25 protein-coding genes and 1 riboswitch are annotated in these 25,954 nt (G+C 33.1%); of the genes, 12 read left to right on the top strand and 13 right to left on the bottom strand.

What is annotated here, in order from left to right:
* Positions 1 to 108 precede the first annotated feature (108 nt).
* A riboswitch (Lysine riboswitch) is annotated at positions 109 to 285 on the top strand.
* Positions 286 to 366: 81 nt separating this feature from the next.
* From P7F85_RS07025 to lysA, 8 genes are all read left to right on the top strand, one after another.
* Positions 367 to 1,572: an aspartate kinase gene (locus P7F85_RS07025; protein WP_026088910.1), complete on the top strand. Its 1,206-nt coding sequence runs from the start codon at positions 367 to 369 to the stop codon at positions 1,570 to 1,572.
* A gap of 58 nt (positions 1,573 to 1,630) precedes the next feature.
* On the top strand, positions 1,631 to 2,620 hold the full coding sequence (locus P7F85_RS07020) for an aspartate-semialdehyde dehydrogenase (RefSeq protein WP_002466842.1): 990 nt from the start codon (positions 1,631 to 1,633) through the stop codon (positions 2,618 to 2,620).
* Position 2,621: 1 nt separating this feature from the next.
* Positions 2,622 to 3,506 carry a 4-hydroxy-tetrahydrodipicolinate synthase gene (gene dapA / locus P7F85_RS07015; protein ID WP_002466856.1) on the top strand — a complete coding sequence of 295 codons (885 nt, stop codon included), beginning with the start codon at positions 2,622 to 2,624 and terminating at the stop codon, positions 3,504 to 3,506.
* Positions 3,506 to 4,228 carry a 4-hydroxy-tetrahydrodipicolinate reductase gene (gene dapB, locus P7F85_RS07010; RefSeq protein WP_019235902.1) on the top strand — a complete coding sequence of 241 codons (723 nt, stop codon included), beginning with the start codon at positions 3,506 to 3,508 and terminating at the stop codon, positions 4,226 to 4,228. Before dapA ends, dapB begins: the two co-directional genes overlap by 1 nt.
* Before the next feature lie 23 nt (positions 4,229 to 4,251).
* A complete protein-coding gene (gene dapD / locus P7F85_RS07005) occupies positions 4,252 to 4,971 on the top strand; it encodes a 2,3,4,5-tetrahydropyridine-2,6-dicarboxylate N-acetyltransferase (RefSeq protein ID WP_002466841.1) in 720 nt (239 codons plus the stop codon).
* Positions 4,972 to 5,153: 182 nt separating this feature from the next.
* Positions 5,154 to 6,305 (top strand): amidohydrolase, encoded by a 1,152-nt coding sequence (locus P7F85_RS07000; protein ID WP_019235903.1) that lies wholly within the window; start codon positions 5,154 to 5,156, stop codon positions 6,303 to 6,305.
* 3 nt (positions 6,306 to 6,308) lie between these two features.
* A complete protein-coding gene (locus tag P7F85_RS06995; protein WP_002466840.1) occupies positions 6,309 to 7,385 on the top strand; it encodes an alanine racemase in 1,077 nt (358 codons plus the stop codon).
* A 2-nt stretch (positions 7,386 to 7,387) separates the two neighbouring features.
* On the top strand, positions 7,388 to 8,653 hold the full coding sequence (gene lysA / locus P7F85_RS06990; protein WP_002466857.1) for a diaminopimelate decarboxylase: 1,266 nt from the start codon (positions 7,388 to 7,390) through the stop codon (positions 8,651 to 8,653).
* 285 nt (positions 8,654 to 8,938) lie between these two features.
* Here the strand turns inward: lysA and cspA are convergent, their stop codons facing one another.
* Positions 8,939 to 9,139, bottom strand: coding sequence for a cold shock protein CspA (cspA, locus tag P7F85_RS06985; RefSeq protein ID WP_002433901.1), 201 nt, complete (start codon positions 9,137 to 9,139; stop codon positions 8,939 to 8,941).
* Between the two features lie 186 nt (positions 9,140 to 9,325).
* Positions 9,326 to 9,634, bottom strand: a complete 309-nt coding sequence (msaA, locus tag P7F85_RS06980; RefSeq protein WP_002466858.1) for a regulatory protein MsaA — start codon at positions 9,632 to 9,634, stop codon at positions 9,326 to 9,328.
* Between the two features lie 157 nt (positions 9,635 to 9,791).
* On the opposite strand from msaA, the gene P7F85_RS06975 reads away from it, so the two are divergent.
* Genes P7F85_RS06975 through P7F85_RS06965 form a run of 3 tightly spaced genes read left to right on the top strand, consistent with a single transcriptional unit; the run spans position 9,792 to position 11,873 of the window.
* A complete protein-coding gene (locus P7F85_RS06975; protein WP_002466833.1) occupies positions 9,792 to 10,061 on the top strand; it encodes an acylphosphatase in 270 nt (89 codons plus the stop codon).
* Between the two features lie 27 nt (positions 10,062 to 10,088).
* Positions 10,089 to 10,715, top strand: a complete 627-nt coding sequence (locus tag P7F85_RS06970; protein WP_015365008.1) for a 5-bromo-4-chloroindolyl phosphate hydrolysis family protein — start codon at positions 10,089 to 10,091, stop codon at positions 10,713 to 10,715.
* Positions 10,716 to 10,730: 15 nt separating this feature from the next.
* On the top strand, positions 10,731 to 11,873 hold the full coding sequence (locus P7F85_RS06965; protein WP_002466832.1) for a toxic anion resistance protein: 1,143 nt from the start codon (positions 10,731 to 10,733) through the stop codon (positions 11,871 to 11,873).
* A 40-nt stretch (positions 11,874 to 11,913) separates the two neighbouring features.
* Here P7F85_RS06965 and brnQ3 read toward each other — a convergent pair whose 3' ends face one another.
* From brnQ3 to P7F85_RS06940, 5 genes are all read right to left on the bottom strand, one after another.
* Positions 11,914 to 13,257, bottom strand: a complete 1,344-nt coding sequence (gene brnQ3, locus P7F85_RS06960) for a branched-chain amino acid-like transporter carrier protein BrnQ3 (RefSeq protein ID WP_031463979.1) — start codon at positions 13,255 to 13,257, stop codon at positions 11,914 to 11,916.
* 126 nt (positions 13,258 to 13,383) lie between these two features.
* The gene (locus tag P7F85_RS06955; RefSeq protein ID WP_002466850.1) at positions 13,384 to 15,273 is read right to left on the bottom strand and encodes a vWA domain-containing protein; all 1,890 of its coding nucleotides are present in this window, start codon (positions 15,271 to 15,273) and stop codon (positions 13,384 to 13,386) included.
* 13 nt (positions 15,274 to 15,286) lie between these two features.
* Positions 15,287 to 16,078 (bottom strand): ATP-binding protein, encoded by a 792-nt coding sequence (locus P7F85_RS06950; protein ID WP_002466844.1) that lies wholly within the window; start codon positions 16,076 to 16,078, stop codon positions 15,287 to 15,289.
* A 130-nt stretch (positions 16,079 to 16,208) separates the two neighbouring features.
* Positions 16,209 to 16,412, bottom strand: coding sequence for a DUF6501 family protein (locus P7F85_RS06945; protein WP_002466853.1), 204 nt, complete (start codon positions 16,410 to 16,412; stop codon positions 16,209 to 16,211).
* A gap of 35 nt (positions 16,413 to 16,447) precedes the next feature.
* Entirely contained in the window at positions 16,448 to 17,257 is an 810-nt protein-coding gene (locus P7F85_RS06940; protein ID WP_046464380.1) for a lactoylglutathione lyase, read from the bottom strand.
* Between the two features lie 227 nt (positions 17,258 to 17,484).
* On the opposite strand from P7F85_RS06940, the gene P7F85_RS06935 reads away from it, so the two are divergent.
* Positions 17,485 to 17,655, top strand: coding sequence for a hypothetical protein (locus P7F85_RS06935; RefSeq protein WP_002466835.1), 171 nt, complete (start codon positions 17,485 to 17,487; stop codon positions 17,653 to 17,655).
* 101 nt (positions 17,656 to 17,756) lie between these two features.
* Here the strand turns inward: P7F85_RS06935 and P7F85_RS06930 are convergent, their stop codons facing one another.
* From P7F85_RS06930 to P7F85_RS06905, 6 genes are all read right to left on the bottom strand, one after another.
* Positions 17,757 to 18,461, bottom strand: coding sequence for a hypothetical protein (locus P7F85_RS06930; RefSeq protein ID WP_447158532.1), 705 nt, complete (start codon positions 18,459 to 18,461; stop codon positions 17,757 to 17,759).
* Positions 18,461 to 19,300, bottom strand: coding sequence for an ABC transporter ATP-binding protein (locus P7F85_RS06925; protein WP_002466851.1), 840 nt, complete (start codon positions 19,298 to 19,300; stop codon positions 18,461 to 18,463). Before P7F85_RS06925 ends, P7F85_RS06930 begins: the two co-directional genes overlap by 1 nt.
* Positions 19,301 to 19,466: 166 nt before the next feature.
* On the bottom strand, positions 19,467 to 20,753 hold the full coding sequence (sucB, locus tag P7F85_RS06920; RefSeq protein ID WP_002466839.1) for a dihydrolipoyllysine-residue succinyltransferase: 1,287 nt from the start codon (positions 20,751 to 20,753) through the stop codon (positions 19,467 to 19,469).
* Between the two features lie 17 nt (positions 20,754 to 20,770).
* A complete protein-coding gene (locus P7F85_RS06915; protein ID WP_046464381.1) occupies positions 20,771 to 23,575 on the bottom strand; it encodes a 2-oxoglutarate dehydrogenase E1 component in 2,805 nt (934 codons plus the stop codon).
* A 230-nt stretch (positions 23,576 to 23,805) separates the two neighbouring features.
* Positions 23,806 to 25,164, bottom strand: a complete 1,359-nt coding sequence (locus P7F85_RS06910) for a HAMP domain-containing sensor histidine kinase (protein ID WP_031463981.1) — start codon at positions 25,162 to 25,164, stop codon at positions 23,806 to 23,808.
* Entirely contained in the window at positions 25,161 to 25,820 is a 660-nt protein-coding gene (locus P7F85_RS06905) for a response regulator transcription factor (RefSeq protein ID WP_002451182.1), read from the bottom strand. Before P7F85_RS06905 ends, P7F85_RS06910 begins: the two co-directional genes overlap by 4 nt.
* Between the last annotated feature and the right edge of the window lie 134 nt (positions 25,821 to 25,954).

Raw genomic sequence — 25,954 nt, 5'->3', positions numbered from 1 at the left:
TAAAATGCTAAGTATCACTTTGAAATTTTCTGTTTATTTCAAAAAATCGCAATTATCGGTTTACAGTCACATGTGGTATATGTATAATAAAAACATATCAATTGAATAAGATTTTGATGAGGCGCATTAAACATGAGTAAATATTAGGCAACTGTCTGCTAACAGCTAATATTGAAAGGGGGCAATGCCGAAACGAATGATAATAGCAGGTATCATTTGTTGGACTTTTTGGTTAAGAGCTAAGAGTTTGTCATTATTTCATAATAATGGAGTGCATCACTTGTACATAAATGTAGAACAAGTCGCATTCCAGACTTGTTCTTTTTTATTGAATGGATGTGTCTCCCTACTAACTGAGGAGGACAAATATTGAATAGAAGTGTTTTGAAATTTGGCGGTTCTTCCGTCAGTGATTTTACTAAAATTAAAAATATAGCAGGTATGCTAAAAAATCGTGTTGAACAAGGTGAACAACTCATTGTGGTAGTTAGTGCAATGGGCAAAACCACGGATCAATTAATGGAGAATGTGTCCACTTTAACATCAACACCAAAAGAGCAAGAACTCGCCCTACTGTTAACTACAGGTGAGCAACAAACCGTTTCATATTTATCAATGGTACTTAATGATATTGGTATTAGCGCTAAAGCAATGACAGGATATCAAGCAGGTATCAAAACCATTGGTCATCATTTAAAAAGTAAAATTGCTGAAATTGACCCATCAACCTTTGAAACAGCTTTTGATACCCACGATGTACTTGTTATAGCTGGATTCCAAGGCATCAATGAGGATCATGAATTAACCACACTAGGACGTGGTGGTTCAGATACAACAGCAGTAGCTTTAGCGACGAGTAATCAGATTCCTTGTGAAATCTACACAGATGTTGATGGTGTATATGCTACAGACCCAAGAGTACTGAGTTATGCCAAACGTTTAGAGTATGTATCATATGAGGAAATGATGGAAATGAGCGCATTAGGTGCTGGCGTACTTGAGACACGTAGCGTAGAGTTGGCTAAAAATTATGATATACCATTATATTTAGGAAGAACGTTATCAAATGTGAAAGGAACATGGATTATGTCTAGAAGTGATTTATTAGAGAAAAAAGCAGTTACTGGGGTTGCATTAGATCAACACATGATGCATGTAACGATCACCTATCCCCTACCAGATAATCAATTATTAACACAACTATTCACAGAGCTAGAAATGGGTTCAGTTAATGTGGATATGATTTCACAAATTGTCAACCACGAAGGACTACAACTATCCTTCAGTATTAAAGATACAGATGCACATCAAATCTCAGCTATTTTAGAACAATTAGCCGTTGATTTTGAAGCTTTGGATTATAAAATTAATGAAGCATATGTCAAAATTTCATTAATCGGATCCGGTATGAGAGATATGTCAGGCGTAGCATCTAAGGCATTTATTACTTTAATCAATGCGAAGATACCTTTTTACCAAACAACCACTTCTGAAATCAGTATTTCTTATGTCATTGATGCTGAAAATGGTGAAAAAGCCGTCGAAGAATTGTACGGTGCATTTGATATATAATTGATTTTAACTTAATTTTTCACAATATTAATAATATTTAAAACGGAGTGACTTAGACATGACAAAATTAGCAGTAGTTGGTGCAACAGGATTAGTTGGAACAAAAATGTTAGAAACTTTAGACCGTAAAGAAATCCCTTTCAATGAATTGGTTCTATTTTCTTCAGCTCGTTCAGCTGGTCAAAAGATCGAATTTAAAGGGAAAACATATACAGTACAAGAACTAACAGATGAAGCAGCAAGTGAACACTTTGATTATGTACTTATGAGTGCTGGTGGCGGTACAAGTGAACATTTCGCCCCACTATTTGAACAAGCGGGCGCTATTGTCATTGATAATTCTAGTCAATGGCGTATGACTGAAGATGTTGATTTAGTTGTACCTGAAGTAAACGAACCACACTTTACAAGAGGAATCATTGCTAATCCAAATTGTTCTACAATTCAGTCTGTCGTACCATTAAAAGTATTACAAGATGCTTTTGGTTTATCAAGAGTAGCTTATACGACATATCAAGCGGTTTCAGGATCTGGTGTTAAGGGTAAGAGAGATTTATCTGAAGGTGCAAATGGTAAAGCACCTGAAGCCTACCCTCATCCAATTTATAATAACGTATTACCACATATTGATGTATTCCTTGAAAATGGTTATACAAAAGAAGAACAAAAAATGATAGATGAAACGCGTAAAATTTTAAATGATAAAGATTTAAAAGTGACTGCAACTTGTGTACGTGTACCAGTTCAAGATAGTCATAGTGTTGAAATGGATGTTACTTTAAATCAAGATACGACTGTTGAGGCAATTCAAGAATTATTTGATAAGGATGATCGTGTTGTTCTTGTTGATAATCCAGCTAAAAATGAATATCCTTTAGCAATTCACTCAACAGGTAAAGACGATGTGTTTGTTGGTCGTATTCGCCGTGATGACACTTTAGATAATACATTCCACGTATGGTGTACATCAGATAACCTACTTAAAGGTGCAGCATTGAATGCCGTTCAAGTTTTAGAACAAGTTTTAAAATTGAAAGGAGTTCTTTAATATGACACACATGTTTGAAGGTGTAGGCGTAGCATTAACAACGCCATTTGTAAATAATGAAGTAGATTATGATGCATTAAGACGACACGTTACATTCTTATTAGAAAATAATGCACAAGCGATTATTGTAAATGGAACTACAGCTGAAAGCCCTACGCTAAACGATGAAGAGAAAGAACATGTTTTAGAAACAGTTGTTAATTTAGTTAACAAACAGGTACCTGTGATTGCAGGTACAGGTACAAACAATACTGAAAAATCTATTCAAGCGTCTGTACGCGCACGTCAACTTGGTGCAGATGCAGTGATGCTTATCACACCTTATTACAATAAAACAAATCAACGTGGTTTAGTTCAACACTTCGAAACAATTGCGAATGCAGTTGAATTACCTGTGGTCTTATATAATGTACCTTCACGTACGAATATGACGATTGAACCAGAAACAGTTGAAACGTTAAGTCAAAATAAATACATTGTAGCGCTTAAAGATGCGACAAATGATTTTGATTATTTTGAAGAGGTTAAAAAACGTGTAAATCAAGATGAATTTGCCATTTATAGTGGTAATGACGATAATGTTGTTGATTTTTATAAACGTGGTGGCAATGGCGTGATTTCAGTAATTGCTAACGTCATTCCAAAAGAATTTCAACACTTATATGATGCTAAACAAGATGGGGACACAATGGCAAAAGCATTTGAACCGATTGGCCGTTTATTAGACGCGTTATCAGTTGATGTTAATCCTATTCCAATTAAAACATTAACTGCTTATGAAGGATTTGGAAGCTATGAATTACGTTTACCTCTTGTACCACTTGAGGAAAATGATCGTCAAACATTAGAGCAAGCTTACGAAACATTTAAAGCAGGTGAAAAATAATGAAAATCTTATTAATTGGCTATGGCGCTATGAACCAGCGTGTTGCAAGATTAGCTGAAGAAAAAGGCCATGAAATTGTCGGTGTTATTGAACCGACTCATAGTGAGTCAACACCCTACCAACAATATCATCATATAGCCGATGCTAAAGAAGCAGATGTAGCAATTGATTTTTCTAATCCTAATTTATTATTACCCCTATTAGATGAATCATTTGAATTGCCATTAGTCGTTGCGACTACTGGTGAAAAAGAGAAAATCACTCAAAAATTAGAATCATTAGGTAAAAAGATGCCAGTATTTTTCAGTGCGAATATGAGTTATGGTGTACATGCGCTTACTAAGATTTTAGAAGCGGCAGTTCCCCTACTACAAGATTTTGATATTGAACTGACAGAAGCACATCATAATAAGAAAGTGGATGCACCTAGTGGTACATTAGTGAAGTTATATGATGTTATAGAAGGTTTACGTGATAAAACAACGCCAGTTTATGATCGTCATGATAAAACTGAGAAGCGTTCACCTGATGAAATTGGTATTCATACCGTTCGTGGTGGTACGATTGTTGGTGAACATGATGTATTATTTGCTGGCACAGATGAAACAATTACGATTTCACATAAAGCACAATCTAAAGATATCTTCGCGAATGGTGCAATTGGTGCAGCTGAAAAGTTAATCAACAAGGAAAACGGTTTTTATACGTTTGATAATTTATAAAATATAACTAAAGGAGCAAAATTATGGTACAACATTTATCAGCACAAGAAATTATTCAATATATTAGTGATGCAAAAAAATCAACACCTTTAAAAGTTTATGTCAATGGTACATTTGATGGGGTCAACTTCCCTGAATCATTCAAAGTGTTTGGATCAGAACATTCTAAAGTTATCTTTTGTGAAGCAGATGACTGGAAACCATTTTATGAGACATATCAAAATAAATTTGAAGATGTAGAAATTGAAATGGACCGACGCAACTCAGCAATTCCTTTAAAAGATTTAACAAATACGAATGCACGTATCGAACCAGGTGCTTTCATTCGTGAACAAGCTATCATCGAAGATGGCGCAGTTGTAATGATGGGTGCAACAATTAATATTGGCGCAGTTGTTGGCGAAGGAACGATGGTAGATATGAATGCGACTTTAGGCGGTCGTGCTACGACTGGTAAAAATGTACATGTTGGTGCTGGATCAGTATTAGCTGGTGTCATCGAGCCACCTAGTGCGTCACCTGTTGTCATTGAAGATAATGTGTTAATTGGCGCCAATGCAGTTATTTTAGAAGGTGTTCGAGTTGGCGAAGGTGCAATTGTGGCAGCTGGCGCTATTGTGACACAAGATGTACCTGCAGGCGCAGTTGTTGCTGGAACACCTGCTAAAGTGATCAAACAAACATATGAAGTAGAAGATTCTAAACGTGAAATTGTATCAGCATTACGCAAATTAAATGATTAATTTATAATAATTACAAGTCAGTTGAAACAAAGGAGTGGCCTATGTTTTGAACTTGAACGTGAGTATGCTTAACGCTCTAACGTTCAAATGATTACATCGCCCCTCCTCATTGTTTCGACTTTTTATTATCATGATACTTAAAAGTATATTTTGGGATTATTACAATGAAAGGAATGATAATGATGAATGAATTAGAATTTGTAACAACACACCGTCGACATTTACATCAACATCCTGAATTAAGTTTACATGAATATGAAACTACACAGTACATCACGGATTTCTTAACAGAATTAGATGTTCCATTTGAACGTCCATTGGAAACAGGTGCAATTGCATATCTTGAAGGTAATAGTCAGCATACTATCGCTTATAGAGCAGATATAGATGCATTACCTATTTTTGAAGAAAATGATGTAGATTTTCGTAGTCAAAATGATAACGTGATGCATGCATGTGGTCATGATGGTCATACGACGGCATTGATGCTATTTGTAAAACGATGTAAAGCAATGGCAGATAAAGGTACGCTTCCTCACAATATTGTATTTATATTTCAACCTGCAGAAGAAACAGGTGGTGGCGCGCATCGTCTTATAAAAGCCAAAGCTTTTGAAAATTACCCTATTGAAGCTGTATTTGGAATTCACGTTAATCCTTTTTCTGACGAAGGCACAGTTGTCATTAGAGACGAAGAAATTACTGCAAGTGCGACAGAGTACCGATTCTATTTAACAGGACTATCTAGTCATGTTGCTGATAAAGAACAAGGTCATTCATGTGGAGAAGCATTACAACATGTCTTAACACAAGTGGGACAAATACAACAATTTCATTTGAATGGATTAAAACGAAATATTGTACATATGGGTCATTTTGAAGCTGGTGAAGCTATCAATACAGTACCAAGTAATGGCTATTTAGAAGGAACAATCCGTACATATGACGTCGATGATTTAACTATTGTAAAAAATCAAATGCAAAAAATTGCTGAAAGTGTCTCTTTGTTATTTAATGTGACATGTGAAGTGAAATTTGAGGAAGGCTATCCACCTACAATGAATAGTCCGAAATTACGTGAACCTGTTGAACAAGCACTTAACAATGCTAATCTAGAAGTCATCGACAAACCTACACCTTTCTTATTCGGCGAAGACTTTAGTTTTTATGGTCAATTATTAGCACCTGCTTATTTTGTATTCGTTGGCACTCGAAATAAAGAAAAAGGTTATGTGACAGGATTACATACGTCTCATCTGAATTTTGATGAAAAGGTATTAATAGATGTAGCTAATTATTATGAACAATTATTATTAAATTATAAAGAGGTGTAAGCATTGACAGCAATTTGGTCAGTCGATACAGAAGCATTTTATAGCAATGCTAAGAAAGTGAAAAATCAACAACCCATTATGGCTGTTGTTAAAAATAACGCCTACCACTATGGTTTAGAATTTGCGGTTAAACAATTTTTACGTGCAGGTATCAATACATTTAGTACGACGTCACTTAAAGAAGCAGTTCGAGTGCGTGAATTAGCACCAGACGCAACTGTATTTCTAATGAATGCGGTATATGATTTTGATACGGTTCGTGATTATCATATTCATATGACCTTACCTTCTTTAAATTATTATTATGAGCATAAAGCAGATTTACGAGATATTCATGTACACTTAGAGTTTGAAAATTTACTACATCGTTCTGGTTTTAAAACATTGGAAGAGATTCAACAGGTGTTACAAGATCATCAACAGAATAAAAATTCTGAACGCATGATTATTTCTGGCTTATGGACACATTTTGGTTATGCTGATGAATTTGGTGTGCCTGAATATGATGAAGAACGTTCAGCATGGTTGAATGTTTTACATACATTATTAAATGAAGGGTATCAATTCGACTATATACATTCTCAAAATAGTGCAAGTTATTATCGAGAAGGACAAGTCGTTCTTCCCCACCATACACATGCTAGAGTGGGTATCGCTTTATATGGTTCACGACCCTATAGTGATTTGGATGAATCAACCATCCAACAAGCATTGACTGTAAAGGCTAACGTCATTCAAATTAGAGAAGTTCAAAATGGTGACTATTGTGGCTATAGTTGGGCTTTTGAAACACAACACGATAATACTAAGCTTGCTGTAGTAGATGTTGGTTATGGTGACGGTATATTAAGAACAAGAGCGCAACATGAAGCACTAATTAATGGCAAGCGCTACCCTATTCGAGCATTAATGATGAGCCATATGTTTGTAGAAGTTGATGAACACGTACATGCACAAGATCAAGTTGTATTATATAATGAAAGTATGCGCATTGATGAATATACCTTTAAGGGTGTGGGAGCAAATTCAGAACAACTGAGCGCTATGAATCACGATTCTCTTATAAAGGAGTATAGATAAAGATGACAGTAGAATATAACGAATACGGCGAATTAACAATGGGAGGTACAAGTCTTAAAACAGTTGCACAAAGCTTTGGTACCCCAACCATTGTTTATGATGAAGAACAAATTCGAAATCAAATGCGTCGTTATCATAAAGCATTTCAACAAAGTGGATTAAAATATAATATTTCATATGCCTCTAAAGCATTTACATGTATACAAATGGTTAAATTAGTCCAAGAAGAAGACTTACAACTCGATGTTGTATCTGAAGGAGAATTGTATACTGCATTAGAAGCTGGCTTTGACCCAAGTCGTATACACTTCCATGGTAACAATAAAACGAAGCATGAAATTAGATATGCCTTAGACAATCATATCGGATATTTTGTCATAGATTCTTTAGAAGAAATCGATTTAATCGATCGATATGCTAGTGAAACGGTACAAGTAGTATTAAGAGTTAATCCAGGTGTAGAAGCACATACACATGAATTTATCCAAACTGGACAAGAGGATAGTAAATTTGGATTGTCGATACGTTATGGCTTAGCCAATGAAGCAGTTGATAAAATCAAACAAGCTAAACATCTTAACTTAAAAGGTGTACATATTCATATTGGATCTCAAATTGAAGGTACAGAAGCATTTATTGAAACTGCAAAAATAGTTATGAATTGGTTAAATGATCAACAAATTCAAGTTGATTTACTTAATCTTGGTGGTGGCTTTGGCATTAAATATGTTGAGGGAGATGTTAGCTTCCCTATTGAAAGCGGCATTGCTGAAATCACTGATGCAATCAAAAATGAAGCGAATCAGTTAAATATGGAAACACCTGAAATAGGTATTGAACCAGGTCGTTCTATTGTTGGCGAAGCTGGAATCACATTGTACGAAGTAGGTACGATTAAAGAGATACCGGAAATTAATAAATACGTATCTATCGATGGTGGTATGAGTGATCATATTAGAACAGCACTATATGATGCTAAGTATCAAGCTTTATTAGTAAATCGACACGAAGAAGCGAATGATACAGTAACTATTGCGGGTAAATTATGTGAATCTGGTGATATTATCATTAAGAATGCAAAATTACCAAGTTCTGTACAACGTGGCGACTATTTAGCGATATTATCAACAGGTGCATATCATTATTCTATGGCATCTAATTATAATCAAATGCAAAAACCATCAGTATTCTTTATTAAAGATGGAAAAGCACGTGAAGTGATTAAACGTCAATCATTAAGACAACTCATTATTAATGATACTAAATAATTATAGTTAACTTTAATCGGCATTTCATAAGGCTATAACAATTAGTTTGTTGAAACTAGTTGCTATAGCCTTTTTCTAGATATTGAGAGATATGATGGCTAAATGATTTTCGAGAAGTTAAACATAAAAAACGTTACTTAACACCAGAAAGTGAAAGTAACGTTTTTTATGACGATCAAATAAGTATCCCTTATATTCACAAAGCATATTGAATGAACAACAAAAAAACACCTTACATCTTGGTAAGGTGTTAGTTAATAAAGTCAATTAATTACAATCTATTTATTATAGTTTTACAACGTTCGCAGCTTGTGGTCCGCGGTCGCCTTCAACTACTTCAAATTCAACTGATTGACCTTCTTCTAATGATTTGTAACCATCTTGGTTAATTGCTGAGAAATGTACGAATACGTCGTTTTCTCCTTCAACTTCGATGAAGCCGAATCCTTTTTCAGCGTTAAACCATTTAACTGTACCTTGTTTCATAATCTGAAACCTCCAAGACTAAAATTCATTCAATATGCGTTATTCGCATATTACAAAAAATACATGACCTAATTACTCATAACGATAATAGCAAATATTTTTTGCAATATGGAATAAAACTATTGCTTACTTGATATTATAATTTATATAATGCAAAATTGCAATACAATTATAGGAAATTATCATTTAAACTATTTTTGGAAGATTATAATAAACTTCATTATTTTTTAAAACAATAAAACTATAAAATATTTGCAAATCCTCATCACAATCTTCACAAAAATTCAAATCACAATTATTGTAAAATGCGTACATGTTATATTTTCCCATCACACAGTTATCGTAATAATCGTTGCAATCTTTGATTAATTTACAGTAAGCATCTAACATGTCTTCATATGTAGAAAACTCAGATTGTTTCACAATCTTTTCTGGCCAATCTTCAAACAACCACCAACCTTCATAGTCAGCTCTAATTTTTGCAACCGTCCACATATGTATCCCCTTCTTCTTAAAATTCTATACTGATAATTTTAACTGGTTGTATATCAAAATCAAGTTAGAAGACTCATACTTTTGACTGATAGACGATATAGCAATTATTAGTTTTTTTACGTCTTTATCCTTATAATAGTGATATGAGGTGATAATAATGGAACGTAAACATATACAAGTATTTGGCACAGTACAAGGTGTCGGTTTTAGATTTTACACTCAAAGATTAGGCAATCAACATCACGTTGTAGGTACAGTGCAAAATGTTGAAGACTATGTTGATATATATGCTCAAGGAGAAAAAGAAAATTTAGAAGCATTTATCAATAGCGTTATTGCAGGTGCTTCTCCTGCCTCACATGTAACTAACTATCAAGTAGAAGATTTAGATATAGACGAAACATTAACTGAATTCAAAACAATTTAAATAAATACAAAAAAAGGAAGATGGCAGTTGAGATATAATATTTCAAGAGTTTTGGGGGCGATGGTAGGTATACCGGTAGCGATAATTGCTTGGATGGTTAGTATCTTTGGATTTGATCTGTCATTTATCGTTGACGGGGTCATTGGTTTGGGTGGATTTGTCTTATCGTACTTCCCTACTCAACGTTTGACTTCGCGTAAATATCTAAATGAAATAGGTTTAACTAGAAGAGAATATAGATATGTTAGAAGTCAATTAAACCAAGCACAATCCAAAATACGTTTGATTTTAAAATCATTTATCAATATTCGTTCTATTAAAGATTTCAGACAGGTCAACGATATCTATAGAATCTCTCGCTCGATTTATATGAGTGTGAGACAACGTCCAGGTATGTTTTTTAAAGTAGAAGGATTCTTTTATTCGCATATTGATAATGCCTTGAATTTAGTAGATTCATATACGAGATTAACTAAAATGCCTAGAAAGTCTCCCGAAGAAAAGCAGAAATTAGAACAAACAAGAATTACATTAGATGAAGTAAAACGAACATTAGTAGCGGATTTAAAACAACTGAATGAAGACGATTATGAACGATTAGATGTTGAAATGGAATTAAATAAAATAGAACAACAGCGTCGAAAAAAATTATAAAGATAAGGAGCGTAAATGGACATGGCAAATGAACAAGAACGTACCCCATCACACCCTCTTGATCAATATATCAATCATCAATCTGAGCAACCTAATACGATTGTAGAAGATTTTGAACATCAATTTACTGAAGCTGATCAAAAAAGGATTAATGAGATTAGTGAACAAATTAAGCCACTTGATCACGATGGTCTATTATCTTTTGGTACAAACTTACAACAAAATATGTCGCAGTTTTCACATCAAATGTTGGACGATGTACAGTCAAAAGATATGGGTCCTGTTGGTGATTCATTAAACCAATTGATGAGTAAATTAAAATCTGTGAACCCTAATGACTTAGACCCTAGTAAACAATCTAGACTAAAACGTCTTTTTAGAAGAACGAAATCTTCAATTAATGAGATTTTCTCTAGAATGCAATCAGTGAGTTCACAGATTGATCGAATCACCATTCAATTGGAAAAGCATAAAGGTAACTTAACGAAGGATATAGATTTATTAGATGGCTTGTATGATCAAAATAAGCGATATTTTGATGATGTGACGCTTTATATTGCAGCAGCACAACGAAAAAAGCTAGATATTCAACAACATACTATTCCAGAGTTACAAAAGAAAGCTGAAACATCAGGCAATCAGATGGATATTCAAGCAGTCGCAGATATGGAGCAATTTGTGGATCGCTTAGAAAAAAGAATCTATGATTTACAACTTTCAAGACAAATTGCCATTCAAACTGCACCACAAATACGAATGATTCAAAATGTAAATCAGGCATTAGCTGAAAAAATTCAGAGCTCAATACTAACAAGTATTCCATTATGGAAAAATCAAATGGCTATTGCACTGACATTGATGCGTCAACGGAATGCAGTTTCAGCGCAACGTGCAGTCACTGATACAACGAATGATTTATTAACTCAAAACGCATCGATGTTGAAACAAAATGCGATTGAAACGGCAACTGAGAACGAACGCGGTGTTGTCGATATTGAAACATTGAAACAAACACAAAGTGATATTATTGATACTATTGAACAAACATTACAAATTCAACATGAAGGTCGTCAAAAACGACAAGCTGCAGAAAAAGAATTGTCAGGTCTTGAAAATGATTTGAAACAACATTTATTATCAATGCGAAAAGAACCTTAAAAAGCTTCCCTATTTAATTTTAGGGAAGCTTTTTTAATATCTATTCTTTTTGATAAACGATAGGTTGTTGTTTGATAAAAATACTAATAATATATGCAATAATAGTAGTCATTACAGCAATTGGGAACCATTCTAATGAATAATCTTTAAGCCATAGATGGTCCATAAAGCTCAATTTTAACCATCCTTGTGTATGAATCACACTCAAGATAGATACAATTGCAACTACAATAACAGTGATTTGCTGTGTAATAGGTTTTGTTGGAATGAATCTAGCTATCAAGATGAGTAACACTACTGTGATTGCCACAGGATAGATGACGCTAAGCACAGGTTGCGACATTGTAATGACAGCATTCAGACCTTGATTTGCAATGATAAAACTAATAATAGTAAAGAAAATTACAAATGCTTTATATGAAATTTTAGGTATGATTCTATGGAAATACTCACTTACAGCAACTATTAAACCACATGCTGTTGTTAGACAAGCTAAAGCTACTATAATACCTAATAAATACTTACCGAAAGTTCCGAAACCAGTAGATGCCATTGTCGTTAATAAAAATGTACCTACGTTTTGGTCTTTAGCAGCAAGTGATTTTAACTTTGCATCAGAAATATCAATATGATTTCCGATAAATCCTAACGAAATATAGATAAAGATTAATGCGACAGCTGCGATTAAACCTGCCATTAAGGTTTGCTTAAATATCTTATCAGCATGATTGACACCTGTTGCTTTAATCGCATTCACTACAATCATTGAAAATGCAATCGCAGCAATCGCATCCATTGTTAAGTAACCTTGTGTAAATCCTTGAGAAAAACTACCTATATTACTGTTGAAAAGTTCTGTATTACCATGACTTGATGAATGGTCACTAAAATCAATAAACCCTTTAACAATCATTGCTAAAATAGTGATCAGTAATAGTGGCGTAAGTAAGGAGCCGATACGATCGACCATTTTATTTGGGTTAATGCATAAATATAATACGATAATAAAGTATATAAGTGTAAATATAAATAAAGCCAGATTGCCATTGTTATGCGCTATCGGTGTGACAGTCATTTCAAATGATGTTGATGCTGTACGAGGTATAGCAAATAAAGGTCCAATAGTTAAATAAATCACTATTAAAAATATTATCGAAAAAACTGGTGATATTTTATTAAATGCACCAATATAACCTTGTTTATCAAGTGCACCAACGACAACACCAAGTAATGGCAGTCCAATACCAGTTAGTGCAAATGCGAGAATCGCAGGCCAGAAAAAGTGTCCACTATCTAAACCTAAGTTCGTTGGGAAGATTAAATTACCTGCACCAAAGAACATAGCAAAAAGTGTGAACCCTACAATCCATGTATTCTTGTTCATAATGCTGCTCCTTTGTCCTTAAATATGCAACATTAAACATTCTAGCATAGATATAATTCATAAGTCTATATAATTTCAGAAAATTTAAAAACTTAGTTAATTTAAATTTATCAAATAGACATATTTTTAAAAAGATTTAAGCAATAGTTTTTTCAATAATGGTGATAGTAAACTTGGTAAATGTTCAACACCTTCAACAAATATTGAATATTGACCATAAATATTATGAATCGTCTGCTCTATATCTTCAGTAATTGGATCCTGACTCAAGAATACATTGAAGACTTCAATACCAAATTTACGCGCATTTTCAACAGCTTCGTACGTATCTATGATGCCATCTTGACTATAATTATATGCAGAAGGCTCTCCATCAGAAAAGACAATGAGAAATCGTTGATGATGACTGCGACGAATTAATCTATCGCTCGCGATTCGAATGGCAACCCCATCACGGTTATCGTCTTGTGGTTCGAGGGCCATTATTCGAGGGCCATCTTTCTTCAATGTTGAATAGTCGTAATGAATGATTTCATCTATAATATTAGGTTGCTTCGTATCATCTGAATCAAAGGCATCTTCGTTAAAGGCCAATATTTCATGTTTTACGTTTAATTCTTTTAACGTCTCGTGGAAGAGTACGACACCTTTAATCGTTTCGTCCATTTTATCATGCATACTAGCTGAAGCATCGATTAATAATGTGAATGTTGCATCAAATGATTGGCTTAAATCTTGTTTTTTATAGAACAATTTATATTGATCATCTATAAACCAATTAATTAAATTTTTCTGTAATCTGCCTTTAGTTAGATTATGTCTTTCATCTTGATGTTCACGTTCGATTGTCTTTTTAATAATTTGGATTAAATCTTTAATTTCAAATTGCACATCATTTTTAACATCTTCATAAGCCTGGATGTATTCAGGTAAAATGTCAGGGACTTTCCATTTAATATCAACATTTTGATTAATGCCATCTAATGCGAAAGCACTATTTTGACCAATAAAGCCTCCTTCTTCGCGATCAAGCGTGTTTTGAGACCCCTTACCTTTTTTAGTCATCATATCGGTCATGTCATCAGATGAGTCCCCTTCTCTAGCTGTATCATTGTCAGCCATTACTTCACTGTTTTCACCCTCATGTAGTTCCATTTCGAGATAAGCGCCACCTTCAGAAGAACTATCAGCAGCTTTGGTTTCTGCTTCGGCTGTCACAGCATCATTTTCCTCTTGTGACTGATCTTTACCATCTGTATTAGCAGCATCTGTTCGCTTTAAGTCTTCAAACAGGTCTTGTTGAATGTCTTTATATAGATTTTTGGGGATATAATAATATTCATTTAACATATCTTCTTTTAATAAATCATCTACTTGATATAATATACGTTCAGCTAAAAACATATTGTCTTCAGAATTTTGATTTTGAAAGAAGTTAGGCAAATATTGATACATATTGACTAAGACGTCATCAAATTTTGGATGTATGGATGGAACATCATAGAAGTTTTGATTAATAAAAGCATGTTCTAAATATAAAAATAATAAATCTGTGTATAGTGTTTTCGTTTTATAAACATTAATTTGTGATTCAGTAAATGTAAGTCTGGTATTTAAACGTAAATCTATATACTTTGTAGTGCTTGGACGTTGTATTTTAATTTCATTAAATATACGTATATCTTCTAATAATTTAAATAGTTGTTGGAAAAATTTAGGATGTTTAAACTCGTTATTGTGTAACACCTCATTAACGATACCTACATCCATCATTCGATAACCATAGGCCGCTAACATAACATCTGTTTTGAGGCCAGCAGCTTCAACTTCTTTTGGACGGTGGGACCAAAACCAACTTGTAATAAGAGTATTACTAAATGGATTGTAAAAAGGGAATTTTTGAATTTTAACTTGTGTTTGCTCGTTTTTTAAAAGTAAACGAGCTAAGTCTTGTAACATCATCACTTGTTTAGCATCTAACTGTTCGTCGTTAAATTTAATGAAACGGTCGCTCATGATTTATCCCTCTCTAAAAGTTAAGTTCAATTGCATTTATGATGGCTTGTTGTTCTCGTTCATCCTCAAGTTTATCTATAATTGTACGTTTAATCGCACGTTCGATAGGCATTACAGTTGCTAAGTCACTTAAATCAATCAGTGCACGTATACTTGCTGCTTCTTCAGAAATTTGACCTTGTTTGGTCATTGTACGTAAATCTTCGTTGAATTTAATGATTTTTTGGATAGTTGCATCATCTTGTAAACGACTTTGTTCTTTAATAACGTGACTTAAAATATCTCCATCGATATAATCCACTTGTATCACAACAAATCGGTTTTTAAGTGCCTCGTTCATAGGTAGCGTACCTACATAGCCTTCATTGATAGCGGCAATCACGTTAAAGCCAGGCTTTGCTTGAATAACTTCACCTGTAAAGGGATTAGTTATACGTCGACGGTAATCTAACACACCATTTAAGATAGGTAATGTTTCCGGCTTAGCCATATTGATTTCATCAATATATAAGATATGTCCTTCTTTCATGGCTTTAATAACAGGTCCATCAATAAAAACGATTTCTTGATGCCCTTGTTCATTCGTTTTGATTGTTTTAAATCCTAATAGACTTTCTGCATCTAAATCAACTGAACAGTTAACTTGATACATTGGTGTATTTACAACTTCACTTAATGTTTCTGCGAGTTTAGTTTTCCCAGAACCTGTTGGTCCTTTTAATAAAATATTCTTATTTAAATCAAATAATGCTTTCGCATCATTAAAAACTGAAACGTCAGCATTTTTATATTGTGCTTGTACCATAAATCATATGCTCCTTTTTTATCTATATGAAAAAGACTAAGACATGTGGGTTTGGATTTCCAATTGTCTTAGTCTTGTTGACTATTGTCTTTATATACTTGTTTGACAGTCTAAACTGATTGAAACGATTTTAAACTTCTTTAAAGTATGTTTTGTAATAGCCACCAACTAAACCTGAATTATCGATGATTTGATAATATTCTTCAGTTTCATTAATGACATCATATTGTTCACCAACAGTAAGCATATCAGATACAGTGAACTTCTTCGCATCTGTATTTGTCACTTCTACTTTTTTAATTGGTGTACGTTCTTTCCATGTTTCGTGTAACATTTTATTTCCCTACCTCTATGATTATTTTAATAATTTTATTTTTCTAGTGTATAAATGAATGAAATACCACTGTTTTCAGTTATTCGCAGTGAATCAGAATCATCTTGTTCTAATGTTTGATATGGTATACCTATATCATCTAATGTTTGCTTAGCGTTTTCAAATTCCGACTTATTTTGAGTGGAAAATTCTATTTGTTCAACCATACCTACATCTTCATTATTGATTTCTGTCTCTGCTTCATATAGATGCAGTTCACCACCAAGGCCACCTTCTCCAATTTTAAATACTTGGATAGCTTGTGTTGATTCTTCAGAGGGATGATATTCTGCAAATATATTTAATCCAAATACATTTGTAAGGATAGATGCTGTGATTGGCAATTCATTTACCTTAAGAATCACAGGGCCTAAACCTTGAATTTGATGTAGCGGATTGACAGTACTTTCAAATGATGGCATGCCTAATGGAACGCCTGTATTATGTTCGTTTGAATAGATATCAAATAATTGTTGATTATGATCCTTGAAGTTAAAATGCTTATTACCATTGAGTTCAGTAATTGAGCTATAAGATATTTGATGATTTGTGAAAATAGATTGATATTCATCTAGACCAGAATCGGATGGTGTTTTTAAACCAACGCTATCGATATGTAAGTTTTGATAATTGTTATTAGGTACTTCCACAAAATGTATGCGCGTACCTGGGCTTAAATTAGCATCACCAAATCTTAAAGCATGTTCACCTTTTTCAGATGAATTAAAACCTAATATATTTTCAAATAAATCTTTAGTTTTAGATAGGTCACTTGTACCTAACGTGACACTTCTAAGTCCGCTCATATACTGACACCCCTAATCATTTATCGTTACAATATTATTATAACGTATTTTCACGATGATTTATATGATGAACTATTGTGATGATTTGCTGTTTAAAATAGTAGAATTATAAATTGTTTTTAGTTTGAATGTAATTCATTTTTCAAAATTAAGCTAAAATACATTTTGGTATTGTTGCAAAAGTGTATTAAAATATAAGTATAGAGATTAGATAAGGAGGCATACACATGTCTACGATGTGGATTATATTTGCAATTACTGTTTTAATAGCTGTCTATTCAGGCATACAAGTTTTTACGAATTTGCAAAATAAGCAAAAGCCAAGTTTTAAATATTTCTTAATTGCATTTATTGTATGTATTATTTTAGCAATTATAGAGATTATCGTCTTATACTAAAATATTATTTTATAGTTTTAGATATTTAACATGGATAAAGCCAGTAAATGAGTTTTTAAAGACCCGTTTACTGGCTTTTTTCTGATTATTCATGCTAGATTTTACAAATATTCTGTTTTAAAAAATAAATAATACAATCCTAAAGTGAAAATGAAGATATAAATAGCAATCCATAAACTAATGAATAAAAAATGGAATGTGATCAGTTGGTTTAGAGAATACTGGTATATTTGAATGAAGTCACCTACTGGTGGTATGAGCCATAATATATATTTTGTAGCTGGTACGCTTAGAATGATGGTGTGTCGCATTATAGATAATAGAATGATTAGAATCAATAATAGCCAACTGTACTTTCTCGACATGACATTTTGAATACAAATAAAGGTACCGATTAACACACCAAAAATGACAACAATAACATGTAAATATAATGCCAGAGTCAAATGTATGATAGACATTTTTTCTGAAAATCGATTGAATAGAATTGGATAAAGTATTGAAAAAATGATTAAAGGTAGTAATGTCATAATGCTAAAATATAACTTATGTGTCAGATATTTGAGTTTAGAGTTAAATTGTATAAATAATAACTGTCGTTCTTTATTATTTTCTAATTGATATATATTAATCGTTAACCATGCTGATACAGCTAATAACACAATAGTTGATGATGCATAGCTTGATAAAATAGATTGCCCACTATAAACATAAAGCATAGCTATCCAAATCATATAAACGATATAGGGAGGTATAAATGTGTATGATCTTATTAATTTTTTGAATTGATAAGCTGTAAAACGCATTAATCACCCTCCTCGTTAATAACGGAATCAATAGTTACGTTCTTATGAATTAACTTTTTTAAAACGACATTGGTCTCTTTTGCAGGTACTTTTAATTTAATGTAATTAGTATTATTAGTATTTTTTAAAATAGTAGTGTCATGTTTCATTTTGAAGTGGTAGATTAAATCTTCTTTATTTTCTATATTATCTATGTTAAAACTAATTATTTTGTATTTTGACATCGTAGTTGTTATTTCTTTTAATTCTTGGCTTTCGAGATCAAATGTATGAGTGATGATGTGATGATAAATAAGCGAATCATGAGCAGTTAATATGATCGTTGCTTTATTTTTTAATAACTTAAGTTGTGACAGTAAATAAGCTAAAGATGACTCATCAAGTCCATTAAATGGTTCATCTAATAAGTATATATCTGCTTTTGATGCTAGACATTGAATAAGATTTACCTTTTGTTGTGTTCCTTTTGAACAATTTTTTAATCTATGTGAGAGAAATGGTTCAAGATGCATATTTGAAATCATATTATTTAAATATTGATCATTGATATGTAAATGATTGAGATGTCGAATAAATGATAGATATTCTCTTACAGTTAAATTTAAATCATTTGGAAGATAATCAGGTGCATAACTGATACGGCCGTTAACTTTAATATTGCCTTTGCTAGGACTGATAAGCTGTGCAAGTAATTGTAATGTGATTGTTTTGCCTGAACCATTATGCCCTTGTATATGAGTCATACTATGCTTTGGAATGGTTATCGATAGATCATTTATAATTTCTTTATGATTGATTGATTTTGATATGTGATTTGCAACAATTGCCTCAGTTGTCATCAATGCACCCCCATTTAAAATGATTGTTAGCTTAATCTTTAAAGTAAGCGTATCATTCATTTTCGTAAAATCATATACTACCTAAGTATTAATTAATACATAAAGAACCAACGGTGATTCATTTCACCGTTGGTTCTTTAGTTATATTCAAATTTAGTCTTTTGAATTAAGATTCTAATAATAAATCTTCAGGATTTTCAATTAAGTCTTTGATTGTTTTTAAGAATCCTACTGCTTCTTTACCATCAATAATTCTGTGATCATAGCTTAATGCGATGTACATCATTGGACGGTTTTCGATAGTATCTTTGTCAATTGCAATTGGACGAGTAATGATTGAGTGCATACCTAAGATAGCAGCTTGACTACCATTGATAATTGGTGTACTCATCATTGAACCGAAGATACCACCATTTGTAATTGTGAATGAACCGTTAACCATGTCATCTAAGCCTAATTTTTTGTCGCGAGCTTTGACAGCTAGATTAGCGATTTCTTGTTCGATTTCAGCAAAGTTTTTCTTATCGCAATCTCTTACGAATGGTACTAATAAACCGTCATCAGTAGATACAGCGATACCGATATCATAGTATTGTTTAGTAATCATGTCTTCGCCATCAATTTCAGCGTTAACTTCTGGATATTTTTTAAGTGCAGCTACTGCAGCTTTTGTGAAGAATGACATGAAACCTAATTTAGTACCATCATGGTCTTTGATGAATTGTTCTTTTTTACGTTTACGTAAATCCATAACATTTGTCATATCAACTTCATTGAAAGTTGTTAACATTGCTGTGTTATTAGATACTTCTAATAATTTTTTAGCAGCAGTTTTCTTTCTGCGTGACATTTTTTCACGAATAACTGGTTTAGATGGTTTGTCACTAGATTTTTTAGCTTCATTACCAGAAGGTTTGTTATCATTTTGAGATGATTGTTGAGCTTGGTTTTGACTGTTGTTTACATCTTCTTTTCTAACAACGTCATTAGATTTTCCAGCAACTTCACTTAAGTCAACACCGTTAGCGCGAGCATGACGGCGTGCTGAAGGTGTTGCTTTCACACGTTGGTTATTAGCTGAATCATCTTGTGATTGATCAGATGATTGATTATCGTTTGATGGTTGAGAAGTCTCTTTAGATTGTTGATCGTCTTTATTAGTTTCATCATTACTTTGTGGAGTTTGATTATCTGATGAACCACTTGATGCATTACCACTACCTTCACCAACAACTGCGATAGCTTGACCTACTTCAACTGTATCGCCTTCGTTAGCAAGTTGTTCTGATAAGACACCTGCTTCTTCTGACACAACTTCTACGTTTACTTTATCTGTTTCTAATTCAAGAATAGCTTCACCTTTATCTACGCTATCCCCAACATTTTTTAACCACTCTGCAATGGTACCTTCTGTAATTGATTCTGCTAATTCTGGAACTTTAACCTCTGGCATTTTGAATTTCCCCCTATTTATTTAGTAATGCTACTTTCAATAATATTATTTTGAACAAGTTTATGGATTTCTCCATCACCTTCAGCTGGTGCTGCCCTTTGGATTCTTCCATGGTAACTTAAATCGTATTTATCACCAACTAATGATCTTAGGTAAGGATAAACGAATAACCATGCACCTTGGTTTTTAGGTTCTTCTTGTACCCATGATACTGATTCAAGATTTGGTAGTTGATCGAAAATTTCTTGGATTTCCTCTTCAGGGAATGGATATAATCTTTCAACTGCTACAAGTAATACAGATTCGTCAGGATTTTTAGCTAAATATTCTTTTAAGTCGATAAATACTTTACCTGAAGCTAATATTACTTTTTTAACTTTATTAGCTTCATAATCTTCAGCAATGATCGGTTTGAAACCACCAGTCGTAAACTCATTAATTGGTTTAGCAACTGTTTTGTTACGTAATAAACTTTTCGGTGACATAACAATTAAAGGTCTCATTTCTTGAGAATCTAAGCTTGCTGCTTGCGCACGTAGTAAGTGGAAGTAGTTACTTGCACTTGATAAGTTAACTACAGTGCTATTGTTTTCTGCTGCAAGTTGTAAGAATCTTTCAAGGCGTGCTGATGAATGTTCTGGACCTTGACCTTCAAATGAATGAGGTAAGAATAATGTTAAACCTGAACGTTCGCCCCATTTTGCTCGCGCACTTGATAAGAAGTTATCAAACATCATTTGAGCCATATTTGAGAAGTCCCCATATTGTGCTTCCCAAATGTTGAAGCTACCTTTATTTTCGACATTGTAACCATATTCAAAACCAACAACAGCTGCTTCTGATAATGGTGAATTATGAATATCGAATGATGCTTTTTGATCAGGTACATGATGTAATGGTGTGAATGTATCACCATTTTCTTCATCGTGTAGTACTGCATGACGATGACTGAATGTACCACGTTCACTGTCTTGACCAGTTAAACGAATAGAAGTACCATCTTGTAAAATCGTTGCAAAAGCAAGTTGTTCCGCTTGTGCCCAATCTACTAAACCATCTTCTTTTTCAAATGGTTCTTTACGTTTTTCAAGTACTTTATTTAATTTTTTCAACACATTGAATCCTTCAGGATATGTTAACATCGCGTCATTGATTTCTTTTAAGTGATCAAATGTGAACTCTTTATCATCACTCTTAAGTGGTTGTTGTAAGGATTCTGGTTTTTCCATATCTGGATTGTCCATTTTATCTGATTTGTCAATTTTATCATGTGCTGCACGCATTTCTTTTTGAACACTATCAATGACTTGATTCATTTCATCTTCACTAATAATGCCTTCGTCCACTAATTTTTTACCATAAACAAGTTCTACTGAATCATGCTTACGGATATTGTGGTATGGTAATGGATTTGTAATTGACGGTTCATCCATTTCGTTATGACCATAACGTCTATAACCTACTAAGTCGATGACAACATCTTTATGGAACTCTTTACGGAATTCCATTGCGATATCAATAGCTTCAATTGTTGCTTCAACGTCGTCAGCATTAACATGTAAAATTGGAACATCATAACCTTTAGCCACATCTGTTGAGTATGTTGTAGAACGGCCATCTATTGGTTCAGTTGTGAAACCAATTCGGTTGTTTGTGATGATGTGTAAAGAACCACCTGTTGAGTAGCCTTTTAAATCACCTAAGTTCATTGTTTCAAAGTTAATACCTTGACCAGGATAAGCAGCATCACCATGAATAATGATTGGCATAGCTTTATGGAAGTCAGTTTGTGGTGCGCCTGCTTGTTGCGTATTATCTTGAGCAGCACGAGTACGACCTTCAACAACGGGCGCTACAATTTCCAAGTGACTTGGGTTGTTTGCTAAAGCGATTCGTTGTTCAATACCGTATGAATCTGTAGTTTTCACGCCACCTAAGTGATACTTCACATCACCAGTCCAACCAGCAGTTAATTCTAAGCTACCATCTTCTGGCAAGAACTTCATAGGATCAGTATGCATGAACTCTGAAATCATCATTTCATATGGTTTCTCTAATACGTGAGTCAGTACATTTAAACGACCACGGTGTGCCATACCAATTTGAATATTTTTAATACCAGCTTCACCAGCTAGTGTAATCGTGTGTTGTAGCATTGGTACTAAAGCATCGACGCCCTCAATAGAGAATCGTTTTGCACCAACGAAGTTTTTGTGTAAATATTTCTCGAAACCTTCGACATGAGCCAATTTATTAAATAATTCAGTTTTTTGTTTATTATTTAATGTTGCTTTATATGGTGTTTCGATACGACGTTTTAACCATACACGTTCTTTATTGTTATTAATATGCGTATATTCGAACGCAATAGGACCTTTATATCTTTTTTCCATACGAACAATAGCTTCATATGCATTATCGTAAATATCAGTAAAATGTTCTGATACGATTCCAGCTGAGATATTTTCCAAAGTAGCTTGATCTAAATCGAAATCTTCTATTTCTAATTTAGGTATATTTTTACGCTCTGGAGGATTGACTGGATATATATTTGCTTTTAAATGTCCGTATTGTCTAATGTTATCGATTAATCTCATGACACGTTTAATTGTACTGTCACCAGATTGTGAACCACCCTCATTAGCGGCTGGTTTAGCTTCGATATGAGCTTCCCCTGTTTGAATTGTACTAAATAGGACTTGTAAATCTTCGGGTACAGATGATGGATCTTGTAGGTAATCATCGTATAAATCTAGCATTAACCCTAGATTTGCGCCGAAGTTTACAGGTGCCTCTGTAACTTCTCTCTTGTCCTTTGTCATATTACACCCTCCACAAAAATGTTGAAACGCTTACAAGACAATAATAGCATTATTTCAAATTTTGTTAAAGTGGATTTACCTATTATTGTAAAAAAACAGAACCAAGAAAAATTTGGTTCTGCATTAATTTAATTATATTAAAATGTTGACTTTAAAGATGTAAACTAAAAGCTTAATTAGGTATACAAAATAGCGTGATTGAGATAGAAATTTAATTCTGGTTGGGGTTATTAAAATATGATTTTAAATGTTGTATATTGATCAACTTCACTTTCTACATGAATAAATCCCCCGTTTAATTGAACGATTTTATCAGCAATTGATAGACCTAAACCATTACCACCTTGGCTACGAGCGCGAGATTTATCTACACGATAAAAACGGTCAAATATAAATTCCAAGTCTTGCTTTGGAATACCTAAACCATGGTCAGTAATTTCTATACTAATTTGTTTGTTTTTAAGTTGAGTCTTGATCTGAATTAATTTATTTTCAGTATCATATTTCATTGCATTATCTATAAATATTAAAATGAGTTGTTCAAACTGATGACGGTTCATTTTAAGTTTTAAAGGTTTTTCATCTAGTTCAACATCAAACGTATAATCCGGATGCAATTGTTTGAGTGATTTGACTCTAGATAATATTTCAGAATTGATATCTACGAGTTCTTTTTCTAGTTGGCCACTTTTAACATTGTCTTTAGTTAATAATAATAATTCTTCAACTAATTTAGTAATTCTATTCATTTCTTCTAAAGAAATATTAAGTGATTCTTCTAACACGGCTGGATCTTTTTTACCCCATCGTTGAATTAAATTCAAATGACCTTGAATAATTTGTAATGGTGTTCTTAATTCATGGGATGCATCTTCGACAAATTGCCGTTGTTGATTAAATGTTTCTTCGATATGGAACATCATCTCATTGAATGTAGCGATGAGATTATCAGTTTCTTCATAGTTAGTCGTTAACTCTAACTTATTTTGGAAACCATCTCGCCGAATTTGATTCATTTTGTTAGACATAGTTACGATGGGTTTAGTGATTTGTGACGAGACAATATAACTTACTATAGCTGTGATGATTGTAGCGATTAAACCGAATGCAATGGCTACAATATATAAAGATTGTACAAGATGTTCATAATTTTCTAATGAATGTATTAATACGCTATATCCATTAAAATTTTTAGTATGGATACGTTCTGTGATTGCTAGATAATCAACGCCTTTGTATTTGATAATTTTGACTCTTTCAGGATGTGAAAGGCCGATATTAGAAGGTACAGAAGGTAAATTTTCATTTGTTGTTTGTAGTAATTTTTTTCCTTTAGTATTAAAAATAGTTACTTCTTGAAAGTTTTCTAAAGAAGCATTTAAATCCAAGGCCGATATTTCATCTAATGGTTTGGCGTGGAATAAATTGATAATATCGTCAGAACTACGTTCAGCTTCGTCTAGCTCACTATCATGCAAAGCATCTTTTAAAAAGAAGATGATAACCAAACAGAATAAAACGATTGTGATAAAAGTTATAAATGTTGTGATTAACATCCATTTATATTTGAGTTTTCGTTGTTTCATCATCGAATCACGTACCCTACGCCACGTACTGTTTCAATTACTTTATCCTTACCAAACGGTTTGAGTTTATTTCTTAAATATCGGATATAGACATCTACGACATTCGTTTCAACCTCAGTATTATATCCCCATACATGGTTCAATATTTGTTCACGTTGTAATACATGATTTTTGTTCTCTGCTAACACATAGAATAAGTCATATTCAGTTTTAGTTAAATCTAATTGAGTGCCATCTACTGTAACCTCAAAAGCTTCTTTATCTATAATAATGCCATTAATATTAATCGTATCTTTTTTAGGTTGACGACGAAGTATAGCTCTAATACGAGCAAGTAATTCTTCAATATCAAATGGTTTAACAATGTAATCATCAGCACCATAATCTAAACCTGCAACTTTATCATAAGTATCACTTTTAGCGGTAATGATGATAATCGGTGTTGTTTGTTGTTGACGAATTTGACGACATATTTCTAATCCATTTATATTGGGTAACATTAGATCTAAAATAATGAGATCATAAGTTTTATTCAGTGCTTTATCTAGACCAGTAGCACCATCATTTTCAATATCGACTTGATAATTCTCGTGAGTTAGTTCAAGTTCAATAAATCGAGCTAAGTTCTTTTCATCTTCTACAATTAAAATGTTTGTCATCTTTGCACCTCTTAATATGGTTATACACAATGTTAAATAAATACATTTAACATATGAATGATTTATATATCTTTTTATGTTCATTGATGTAAATGTAGACATCTGATTTTGAAAGCAAGTCATTGCTTTCATAA

Source organism: Staphylococcus sp. aM, assembly GCF_052975125.1.
The sequence above is the reverse complement of the archived record's forward strand: the minus strand, read 5'-3'. Positions and strand labels throughout refer to the sequence as shown.